12 protein-coding genes and 1 pseudogene are annotated in these 11,061 nt (G+C 36.9%); 6 read left to right on the forward strand and 7 right to left on the reverse strand.

Going from position 1 to position 11,061, the window contains the following annotated elements; genetic code table 11:
• Positions 1 to 462: 462 nt before the first annotated feature.
• Together TT12_RS14585 and TT12_RS14590 are read left to right on the forward strand one after the other, a co-directional pair.
• Positions 463 to 819, forward strand: a complete 357-nt coding sequence (locus TT12_RS14585; protein WP_045456280.1) for a TM2 domain-containing protein — start codon at positions 463 to 465, stop codon at positions 817 to 819.
• Positions 820 to 947: 128 nt separating this feature from the next.
• Positions 948 to 1,139 carry a hypothetical protein gene (locus TT12_RS14590; protein ID WP_045456283.1) on the forward strand — a complete coding sequence of 64 codons (192 nt, stop codon included), beginning with the start codon at positions 948 to 950 and terminating at the stop codon, positions 1,137 to 1,139.
• A gap of 420 nt (positions 1,140 to 1,559) precedes the next feature.
• On the opposite strand, the gene TT12_RS14600 is transcribed toward TT12_RS14590, so the two are convergent.
• From TT12_RS14600 to TT12_RS14625, 6 genes are all read right to left on the reverse strand, one after another.
• Positions 1,560 to 2,774, reverse strand: a complete 1,215-nt coding sequence (locus TT12_RS14600) for a hypothetical protein (protein ID WP_045456289.1) — start codon at positions 2,772 to 2,774, stop codon at positions 1,560 to 1,562.
• Positions 2,765 to 4,753 (reverse strand): site-specific integrase, encoded by a 1,989-nt coding sequence (locus TT12_RS14605; RefSeq protein WP_045456292.1) that lies wholly within the window; start codon positions 4,751 to 4,753, stop codon positions 2,765 to 2,767. Before TT12_RS14605 ends, TT12_RS14600 begins: the two co-directional genes overlap by 10 nt.
• Positions 4,750 to 6,252: a hypothetical protein gene (locus tag TT12_RS14610; protein WP_045456295.1), complete on the reverse strand. Its 1,503-nt coding sequence runs from the start codon at positions 6,250 to 6,252 to the stop codon at positions 4,750 to 4,752. The genes TT12_RS14605 and TT12_RS14610 overlap by 4 nt, the downstream gene beginning before the upstream one ends.
• A gap of 23 nt (positions 6,253 to 6,275) precedes the next feature.
• The gene (locus TT12_RS14615; RefSeq protein WP_045456298.1) at positions 6,276 to 6,983 is read right to left on the reverse strand and encodes a hypothetical protein; all 708 of its coding nucleotides are present in this window, start codon (positions 6,981 to 6,983) and stop codon (positions 6,276 to 6,278) included.
• Positions 6,973 to 7,524 (reverse strand): hypothetical protein, encoded by a 552-nt coding sequence (locus tag TT12_RS14620; protein ID WP_045456302.1) that lies wholly within the window; start codon positions 7,522 to 7,524, stop codon positions 6,973 to 6,975. The genes TT12_RS14615 and TT12_RS14620 overlap by 11 nt, the downstream gene beginning before the upstream one ends.
• A gap of 810 nt (positions 7,525 to 8,334) precedes the next feature.
• A complete protein-coding gene (locus tag TT12_RS14625; protein WP_045456306.1) occupies positions 8,335 to 8,571 on the reverse strand; it encodes a helix-turn-helix domain-containing protein in 237 nt (78 codons plus the stop codon).
• 122 nt (positions 8,572 to 8,693) lie between these two features.
• Between TT12_RS14625 and TT12_RS14630 the strand changes: the two genes are divergently transcribed.
• From TT12_RS14630 to TT12_RS14645, 4 genes and pseudogenes are all read left to right on the forward strand, one after another.
• Complete coding sequence (locus TT12_RS14630) at positions 8,694 to 8,909, forward strand: hypothetical protein (protein WP_045456309.1); 216 nt, start codon at positions 8,694 to 8,696, stop codon at positions 8,907 to 8,909.
• A 26-nt stretch (positions 8,910 to 8,935) separates the two neighbouring features.
• Positions 8,936 to 10,176: pseudogene (locus TT12_RS14635) on the forward strand (Arm DNA-binding domain-containing protein).
• Positions 10,173 to 10,466 carry a hypothetical protein gene (locus TT12_RS14640; RefSeq protein ID WP_045456312.1) on the forward strand — a complete coding sequence of 98 codons (294 nt, stop codon included), beginning with the start codon at positions 10,173 to 10,175 and terminating at the stop codon, positions 10,464 to 10,466. The pseudogene TT12_RS14635 and the gene TT12_RS14640 overlap by 4 nt, the downstream one beginning before the upstream one ends.
• A gap of 10 nt (positions 10,467 to 10,476) precedes the next feature.
• Positions 10,477 to 10,794 carry a hypothetical protein gene (locus TT12_RS14645; protein ID WP_045456315.1) on the forward strand — a complete coding sequence of 106 codons (318 nt, stop codon included), beginning with the start codon at positions 10,477 to 10,479 and terminating at the stop codon, positions 10,792 to 10,794.
• Between the two features lie 84 nt (positions 10,795 to 10,878).
• On the opposite strand, the gene TT12_RS14650 is transcribed toward TT12_RS14645, so the two are convergent.
• Positions 10,879 to 11,061: hypothetical protein (locus TT12_RS14650; protein WP_045456319.1), on the reverse strand; the 183-nt coding region annotated here is incomplete at its 5' end.

Below are 11,061 nucleotides of genomic sequence, written 5' to 3' on the forward strand. Positions count from 1 at the left end.
GTGCTGTATTTTTTTATTGTGAACTGACTATATAGTCAAATGCCTGAATATGATGAAATTTCAGTTGCCATGAGTTGATAAAAGTGCATAATGATAGATTGTAATAATTAAGTAACTTTTTGCAACTTAAGTACAAATATGAGTAAGTTGGCATAAGTTTAAAGAAACATAAAAAACTTATTTATCGCTCAACCGATATAGTCACTCTGCTCAGTTATAGTGAGCATATTAAAATTACTGAGCTAGCATACCGCTATTTGTATTTTAAAAAGAACTTCTTAATACCAGCTCATTATAAATATTAGAGCTGATGATCTGTTTTTGTTGTTCACCTTTAAAGCATGTTGACTTTTTAATTGTAGTTGTAAAATACGATATTAGAAAACCTATTAATAATTACATAATTGGATTTTTTAAAAAAATCATAGCTTTTATTTAAAATTTTATCTAAGGAATGTATTTATGAACAACGTAGTTGCTCAAAGATTTAAAAATGAAAATGAGAAATTTTGCACTGATTGTGCAGCGAATATTAACATGAAAGCTGAAATCTGTCCTAAGTGTGGCGTTAGACAGATAGCAATGTCAAATGGGTTTGTATCAGCACAGAATGGTAAGAGTAGAGTAATAGCAGCTTTATTAGCTTTTTTCCTTGGTGGTTTTGGAGTCCATAAATTTTACTTGGGTCAGGTTGGAATGGGTATTATCTACTTACTATTTTGTTGGACTTTTATCCCTGCAATCATAGCATTTATTGAGTTTATTATCTTGCTACTAATGAGTGACATTGAATTCAACAGAAAATATGGTGGATTATAACTAAAAGAAGGTAGTATTCTAAAAAGTGTCCTGGCATAAGACTGAGCTATGCTGAAGAAAACGTAAAGATTAGAAAATTTTATAAAAACTGTGTCACTGCTTATACTTCGCTAACTGGAAGATAAGCAATGACTACTCAATCTGACATTAACAAGCTGGCTGAACAAATAGCTGGTAGCATCAGCAGCTTTGATGACATTACCGCTTGGCAGAACAGACCGTTGAGCAGCACATATCCTATTTTCTACCTAGAGACTGCATTGAGCTACGCTGTCGATCCTGTAGATATTTACTTGGGAAGTTTTAGTTACGCAACTTGACCTTATAATCCAGGCTATATTACTCTTCATCATCTTTACTCCAGTCAAGCAGCATTACCAAAATCTCTCTAAAAAACTTCAAGACACCGGAAGATTCATAAGTAGCATTTTTTTCAGATTTGGATTTCATCTTTCTGACAACTCTAACTTCAAAGCCTACACAGTTTTGGTTAGCTTCTACCCTAATAGTGCTATCGAGTTTATGCTTCTTCTTGAAGTCCCTAACCTCTTTTATACTACTAGAAGTCTGAGCTATGCTGAAGAAACCGTAGAGATAAACTTGGTAAACTAAATGCATCAATAAATATTTATTATAGCTAAGGAAGTTATAGCCTACGATCGGTTTTCTACTTTAAAAAATCCGCTACGCAAATAAATAAAAAAATAAGGACTGCTTATTGATTGTCAGTATATATTCTCTCATCTATCTAGCTCAAAACTCACATCCACAATCAGCAGTAAATGCATCACATACTTCATCAGTGATGATGATGCACGGGTCGCTTCATTACTAGTAGAGTTAATTATCTCATTCTCTTTAGGATTAATCACCGATAATGAATAACCGCTATAAAAGTCATTATTAGTAATATTCTTTGATAGTTGACGATAATCAGCTTTAAATTCCTTCATAATTTCTAGCTGTTTTTTCTCATTCATTATTTTCTGATACTTCAACTCTCCCTTTTTAGGTTTTGTTGTGCGCTTCATTTGGTAAGCACTGATATTTATTCGCCAATATCTAGCAGGTAGTATTTTTATGGCGATATCTAAATAGTCATAAAACATCTGTTTTTCATTAAACTTAAAACGAAGGTCGCTATGAGATGAGTTAGCTTTTTTGTAGAATGTTGAAAGAATGCTTTGCACTCTCTCTTTCATCGACTGGTCAAGATATAGATTTTCTAATTTAATAAAACATTCCAGCACGAGTTGCTGCTCTTTAACAATAGTTGGCAGCGTTGGTGCTATTAATATATGTCCTGACTTTGGCTGTTTGTACTTGGATATTAATTTATGATGAGCCTCGCCACTCTCATCAGCTGCTAGAAGCAGCGCTCGATTGTATAGCCCAACTGCATCTTCATAAACAAAATGATGTTGGGCGGCTTCAGAAACGACCTTACCTGCTTCAATCTCGCTCAAGAACTCTTCAATCTGCCAACGTGCATACTTACCAAAAATAGGAGAAACACTAACACCCTCATCTTCTATACGTGATGTAGGAAAATACTGCTTACTATTATCAATTTTTTTGATATTTAACTCACGGTTGATAAACTCACGTATTTTTGTAAGATCAACACAGTTCTTTTCAAAATCTAAGGCTTGTGGATTATGTTGATTGAAACTTCGACGTGCTTTATTCGTAAGCTTGGTGACCACACCAACAGGTAGCTGTATATACGCCTGGTCAAGTAAATGTGCTGAGATAATATCTACAGTATGTATATAAGAGCTAAAAGTAGTATCTAGGTCAGCATGTCCCGCAAACTCCATCAAGGCATCCCAATGATGACCAGATTTCATACGCATTTTTCCTAATAAATCCTCTTTAATACGCTGCGCCTCATCCTCAGTATAATCAGTAAAAACATCCAAAACTTTTTGACGACATCTCAGTATTACTGCCATGTTAGATAAAGCATTATGGCGAAAACTATGCAATACCAAGTGTTGGTAATGAGGCCAACAACCTCTTTAAACACTCGATCCACACTACCTCGATCTAATGGGGTCGACAGCCCCTCAAGTGCAAATAAGTATTTACCTTCTTTTTTATGACGAGTCCTTTCTATAAAATAAGCCTGAAGCTCTTTAAACTCACTTGGTTTTAACAACACTGATAAAGTAATTCTGCGAGTACCATCATCTGACTTTAAGGTTCTATGACTATTTGAACGAATAATCAAATTGATATCGCTATAAGTATCTCGATCATATTCAATATCTGTTAACCGAATACCTAATAGCTCATTAATTCTTAAGCCGGTGCGATAGAGCAAAGTAAAGATCACTTTCATCATGCTTTTATTGTATGAAGATAATGCGATCTGATTACTGACACTTAGTAGAATATGTTTATATAAATCAAGTGATATTAAACTGCTAGAGACTATTTTCGGATCATTTTCACGCTGAAGATGCACGTGTGGTGCACCCAAATGTTTTTTCAAGCTTTGATGTAGTGAGTTCAATACCGTCTGGGTGTAACCTATATTGAGAGTGTTTTTCTTGGCGATGATACTATCGTATAAAAACTCATATTGATGTACTTGATAATCCGTAATGTCTTCATCACGAGTGCCATATAAAAATGCTTCACCCACCTCTGTCAGATATCTTGATAAAGTAGAAATAGCTTTATTAATAGCATTTAAATCAACCATCCAGAGAATTAAACCTCGCTCACTATAACCTTCGTGAATTTCAGTCAACGCCTCGAGCTGCTCTTTAATTTTTTTCCTACTGCCCATAAGGGCGCGGCGAATATCTTTTAATACGTTTTTATGAGCCTTGTTTTTACTGACACTATCCTCTATGCCGACAACTTCATCCTGCAAATTTTGAGTAGTTTTATTGAGTCTATTAACCGTGATGTACTCATTTTTGACAGTAGTGGTATCTGATTCCTGAGGAGCCCCTAAGTAAGCTTGCCAGTCGTTTAAACTAATGGCAGTATGGGTATCATGTTGAACAAGCAGTTCCACTAGCTGCTGATCTATATGTACATTCGCCAATGTCTGCCAGTAAATATTCAAATAGCTAAGAAAATCTGTTTTCTCCAAATTATCCGCTTTAAATTTTTGTCTAGTCAAATTACCAAGCTGCCTAACACTGCTATGAAAGCTTGGTATCTTCGATGTTTCATCTTCCAATAGCTGATTAACCTTAACTAGCCACAAGCGACTGATATCGTCTATGAATACCCACTTTGAATAAGATATAATTTTTTCATCAGAACCGTCGATATCGACTATCTGATTGCCATAAGTTTTAGACACGATATCTAATGGAATATAGACCATGTCATCAGCCAATTTATGTAACTGCTTTTTAGTGGTGATATGCACATAAACAGCATTTAATACATCAACAGAATGTATGCGACCATGCATCAATAATGAAAACATTAACCAAGCTAGTCCATCAACAAGGGTGAAACTGTTCTTTGTTTGCCATATTTGAACAGCCTCCTTCATTATATCTTGCAGTTTAGGCAGATAAAAAAAAGCATCCCTTACTGCTGTATTTTTTGGGCGTTGAGGCTGATAAGCAACCGTTGGGGCTGGCAGTGGCTCTAACCCCTTACGCTTACGCTCACGGTTAATATTATTAAAAAAGAAAAGACGCTTGGTTAATGCTATTGGCATTAGACCTGTAGAAATATATTTACTTTCTTCAAACTCTTTGTAAATGTCTTCATAAAGTTGATAAATAGATTCTTCATTGACTTCAGGTTTTTCTACTTCAAAGTTTTTAAGAAAGCTCTCCCAAAGCTTTTGACATATGAAGTCAGCTTCTACTAAAACATCTTTTTTTTCCTCTTCACGTCTCTGCTCACGACGTTTATAGCCGAACAATTCATCATCTGACTGTTTTTTAACACTCATACTTGCACCTGTCTTATCTCAAGCTTATCTGCAAGTGCTTGATAAGTTGGACGCAAGTCTAAAATATCACCGATACTTATTGATGAATTCTTTCGCCAAGACTCCTGCCCCATCATCTCATGACCAAATACAGAGAGTATCATTGACTCATTTACGTTCTGCTCATGCAGATAACGCTGCCCAACATGCCTTGTCCAATCCTCTTTAAACTTAAAGCTCTCATGAATTTCATTTCTCACCAGTACTGGACGAATTGATTCTAGTTCACCTTTTTTATTAAACACGTTAATCAGTGGTCGCTCAGAATTTATTACTTCGTCAACCCAATGTTGAATGCGCATGTCTAAACGACAAAAACGAGACGAGAAGCTTTTTAAAAAATCTATATATCGGTTGATTGCCTCAATTAAAAATGGGCATAGAGGCACATATCTTTGACTCGACGCCGTTGCTCGCTCTTCTTTGTCAGATATCCAAATCAGCCCCACCTCAAAATTGAATTGGTCCAAATAACCTGGTGCACCCTCAACTGCCCTAACTGAAGTTAAAAGTAAGCTGATATGCCAAAGCCAAATGCTATATGAATTAAATTTTTCAATATAATCAGTTGTTGCCTCTACTTTTTGGTGTAATAAGTCAATAAAATCAATGACGATTACATAATCAGGGCAATTTTGACTACCGATTTTATAATCAAAATTATTGGAAACTAGATGTAGATAATCATTGTTATATGTACTTCTTAGACTAAGCAGTTTAATAGCCTGTTGATAAACAGTTCGAATATCATCGACACTGTTAGAGCTATACCATACATCCGCTCGCTTACGTTCATTTCGACCTGTAATGATACTAGCAACCTGACTATTAGAGACATGATGAATAAGAATACTGTATAAGCCTTTCTCAATACGGGCCAGTGACAGATATGGTAGCTTTAGGGCATCACGAGTTTCGTTTACAACTTCATACAAAATCTCTTTATTAATATCGCCTTTATAGGCTAAAAACACACCCAGTTGCTCAGGAAGACTTATGTCACATTCAAGCAAACGATTGGCTAGTATTTGCTGGATACCTTGAGTACGCAGCCTAAGAGGTGTGATGTCTAAGATAATGTTCAAATGATAGCTATTGTTCCGACGATTTAAATTAATATACTGCTCAGTATTACCTGTTACATCCTCACTTAACTGGAAAACTGACCTCCCAGTTAACATTGACAGTAGTAAATAACTAACTACTCTCTTTTTATCTCTATCATGACTAGATGATAATTCCTCAAAAAGCTGCCATAGATACGCAAAAATATTTTGTAATGCGAATAAAGGTAGAATCCTAACATTACTGCCAATAAGACGTTCGTTCTTATTGGCATGCTGCAGCTTTGAGCGCGTACGATGGTAAATCTGTTGCGGAGAATATTTTTCATGCGCTTGTAGTGATGTTTGCTTGAGTATCGTAAAATCTGGTAATCCAATATCTAATTTCTCGCGCACGACATCAATATCATTATCAGTTTTTAAAACTCGATGACACTAATTAACTCATCACTATCATCGTCGACATCATTAAACGCAATGTACTCAATTTTTTCGTCATCAACCCGCCGTGTTACCCTACTTTTACGACCATTTGTGGAAGTACGCTCGATACGATTTTTGTTATGCAGCACAAATTTTAATGCTCTGTGCACTTTAGCAAACTGATTGAGGTCAGGACTATTAATCTTGTCGAGATATTGCTTATATGCATCAATATTGTCGAATGTAGTGGCTATGTCTTTAGATTGCAACTCTACACACTTTTGCCATAAGTGATGATAAGAACTACCTTGTACTATCCACAAACGTGCAAAAGTAGTTATCTCAGTAATTCTGTTCACTAATTCACGATCTGAACAATATAGTAGTAATTGATATAGTTTGGATATCCAAAGCCACTCTGGTGCTGGATTGCTGATATCCAAATCTTTCAGATGGTACGTTGAACCTATAAATGCTGTTACTCTGAAATGATCGTTTGTTAATCTACTCGTACAACTCTTATAAATGGCTTTAAGTTCTATTTTAGATAAAACAAAATCCTTTTCTGTCTCTGGTAAAGATAAACTCATAAAACCCTGGCCTGACATTGCAGCCACAGTTAAAAAGTATTGCCTAACGCTTTGGTGGTTACCGACTAAATTAGGAATGAGTCCATCAGTAGCGCGCTCAATATCAATCTCCATTTACATTCCTTTGTATCAGCTCTTGAAAGCTAGGCATCCTAAAAATTGGGGATTTCTGTTTGGCATGTTGATAATCAAAATGATGTCTAGAAATACCTTTTCTTCGGCAAACATCCTCAATCGTCATCAACTTACCAAACAGCTTGCGTTGAATATCTTTTGGCATCTGAGCCTTTAATTGATTATAGATATTAACATCTAACGGATTTAGATCTAAGAACTCTTCTAAAACATACCTCCATGACTCTAGGTTTATTGAGCTTATAGTTGGTTGAAGCTTCCTAACATAGAGAGCAGTATTATTTGTCATTCGCAATTGTGCTGAAAAATTTTTGTAAAAATAGAAACCTATTCCATCGTACCAAACATCAAGATTTACAGTCTGATCGTCTGAGTTAGCTATACGAGCCAGTGGAAAATATTCTACATAGAGTTTATATGCTGTTTTAGCTTCAGGGTGTATATACAAATTTAAAAAGTCTTTAGGAGATAAACGAGCATATTGAGTACTAGGCTTGGGTAGGTTTTTACTTTTTTTCATAATGCACCTTTAGCTTGTAACTCATATAAAGTAGCTGGCTTTGGAATCCGAAATATCACGTATAGACATTGGACAACTCTGCTAGGGGAGAGTAAAATATAATTTAACAATTTTTTAGTCGGTGTCAAAATACCATAAAATCATGGTGACTATAAACGTGTGATATAAGTAATACTGTTCTTTTTTACACTATACATTGAGATAATAAAAAAAGCTACACCATATGTATATCACATGGTGTAGCTTATAATCTATTAATATGCATTTCTATAATTTTAGTCCGCGAGCTTGCCAAGGTTGGGGTTTCCCGCTCCAAATATTAAGAAAGCCTCACTTAACAGTGAGGCTTTTTTTTGTCCATTTTTCAGAGGTTGTAGCGATTTTTAACGAATATTTTTTTAAGAATAGTTAAGTTTAGCTACTCAATAAAAAAGCCCATTTTCGGCGTGGTGCCCATTTGGTGCCCAAACTGCGCCCTACCCTAAAACTACAAATGCTTAACTGACCACAACCTTGACAATTTATATCGTTGACACCTAACCTAAAAGGTCGAGTGTCATCTCAACTTTGAACCCAACCTCAATTCATTAAAAATCAATTAAAACTGCAAGATTAAAATACATTTCATTTTTTCAAAATGTCATTAAAATTTGTGGCACCCGTATTTACAACAAGACTGCCTAAAATTAATCTTTTTCTTGAAAGAGACCACAACCTAATATTTGATAGCAATTGGACCAAGTAAAAGCTTTAGTATATCTAAGCTTAATAACTCGTAACTCCCTGCTATCAAATGCCTTAGTAAGCATTCTAACTTTCTTCTGAAGCCCCTTCCTCACAAACCTTATCTTCTTCATAGAGGATAATATCTCCAGGTGTGCAATCCAAAAGCTTACAAAGCTCATTTAATGAATCGAAATCTATTCGAGTGACTTCATTATTGTACATCCTGTATAAAGTAGACCTTCCTAGTTTAGACAACCTATCAGCATCCGCCACACGGATACCTCTTTGTGCAAATAAAACAGGTAAATTGAGTTTAATCATACATACATTCCCTAAAGTGATAATAAAATGCTTGCAAGTGATAATATTTATAGTTAATATGTACTCATTAGTGATAATTAATAACTCACTAATAGTAAATTTATTCCACATGGAGAACTATTATGTCACAGACTTATCTCACTACTCAAGAATTAGCTGAACGTATCAAATACGATGCACGTACTATCCGTAACCAACTTAAGGACACTGTCTTAATTGAGAACATCCATTACATTCGTCCTTTTGGCGGTCGTAAGATTTTATATGTCTGGGAGCGTATTGAAGAAGATATGTGCAAACCTGTTATGAGTGCCATCAATGGTATGGCTTTACAGTAAGTTTTATTTAAACGAGGAGATTAAAAATGGCATCAGTAAGAGCAAGGCGTGGCAAACTATTCATAGATTTCACATATATGAATATTCGTTGCCGTGAGACAACTAACTTCCCTGATACTCCAGCAAACGTTAAAAAGCTGGCTTTAGTAGCAAAAAAAATGGAAGCAGAAATAACCCTAGGTATCTTCGACTATGGCGCTTACTTCCCCAAGAGTGAACGAGCGCAGGAGATGACGGCACTGGCTGATAGAGCAGAAGCTTGTATCAGTCGCAATCCAACCTTTAGGCAGTTTTCAGAGACTTTTTATGAGGAGAGGAAAATTGAATGGCGGCCGAGCTATCGGCAAAAGACACAGATTATTTTGAATAAGTACTTGTTACCTGAGTTTGGTGGTAAAGCAGTACATGCAATAAAAAAACCAGACTTGCTGACCTTCCGTAGCTCTCTCGCCAAAGTTCGTTACGGTAAAGATGGTCAGTCAAGTCTGTCAGTAGCACGAATCAATCAGATCATGATACTACTTCGTATGATACTAGAAGAAGCGTCAGATCGCCATGAGTTTGAGATGCCTTATAAAAATATTAAGAATCTTAAGCAAGCTCGTCCGGATGTAAACCCGTTTACATTGAGTGAGGTATGGCTGATTTTAAAACATGTCCGTGCTGATTATAAGCTACTACACCATTCGCTTCTTTACAGGGATGCGTACCAGTGAGATTGATGGGCTTAAATGGGACTGCATTAACTTTGATCGGCGTGAGATCAGTATTAGAGGTGCATTAGTCAATGGTGAGATGGTCCAACGAAGACATTAGGCTCACAACGTGATATTGCGATGTCACAGCTGGTGTATGACGCCTTGTTAGAACAAAAAGCACGCACCTTTGGTAAGTCAGAGTTCGTGTTTTGCAATTCACAAGGCAATCCAATGGAGTATCGCAATGTGAACAGGCGGGTGTGGAAACCCACGCTTGCCCTACTTGGCCTGAAACACCGGCGTGCTTATCAGACTCGGCACACGGCAGCGACGCTTTGGCTGGCTGCTGGTGAGAACCTGAGTGGATAGCACGGCAGATGGGTCACAGTAGTACGGAGATGCTGTTTCGGGTGTATAGCCGTTATGTGCCTGATATCACCCGTCAAGATGGCTCAGCGATGGATAACTTACTACTGGCGAGCAAGGAGAAGCTAACGAGCGCATCGAATAGCTCTGACACTGAAGCATTCATTAGGAATAAACAAACAGACAAGGAGACGTCACTATGACAATTATCAATTATGAGCAGCTGTTCGGTGAGTTTAAACCAGATGGTGCGATCAGTGCAGATGCAAACCTTATTGCTAATGCATTAATGCGTGAGTTGTATGTTTCATCGGGTTATAACCTTGCTCGCTTCTTGGGAGTGAAGCGCTGCTTTGATAACGATATGGCGATGCGGATATGGGTACAGAAGCGCTTGGATGCCAGTCTTGGCTATGTGATAGAGGATACGCGTTGTCAGCTTCAGAGCGAGCTTTATGAGCTATTACCGCAGCCTGGCTATGGTGGCTACTAAGGAGAACATGATGAGTGTAAAGCTTAAGCCGAATATGACGCAGAATGCACGCGATCTAAAAATCTGTGAGGATTACTGGTCATATGATAACGAAAGTGATTATATCGCACATGTCGAAACCATCTGTGAGAATTATAAGATTAGCCCTCAAGTACTGTTTGAGACAATCGGTGAGTGTTTTGCTTATTTAGATGATGTGCTTTGTGAGTACTGTGGTTATGTGTGTCCTTTACAGATACCAGCAGACATTCCATATATGCGGGCAAAAGACAGTTGGTGCTGTGAGGTATGTGAGCATGCCTTGTGGCGGGAAAACAATCGTAGATAAGTCGTTCACAATATTAAAGCCAGACAGCTTAGGTTGTCTGGCTTTTTAGTATGCAATATATCTTCTTTTAAATACAGTCCAAATTTAATGTGCCACTACAACCTGATCTACACGACCTTTACTATCAGTACGCCATGCATAGCTACCATACTCATAAGTCGTATTAGGTAGCGGATTCTCTGCCATACGATTAAAGGTAGCCAAGTCTGTAACTTTAATCACGGCAGGTAGTTTTTGTTTTACAAAACCCTCAGGAGTGTTGTTGTC

Origin of the sequence: Psychrobacter sp. JCM 18903 (assembly GCF_000586475.1) — a bacterium.
Classification (GTDB): Bacteria; Pseudomonadota; Gammaproteobacteria; order Pseudomonadales; family Moraxellaceae; genus Psychrobacter.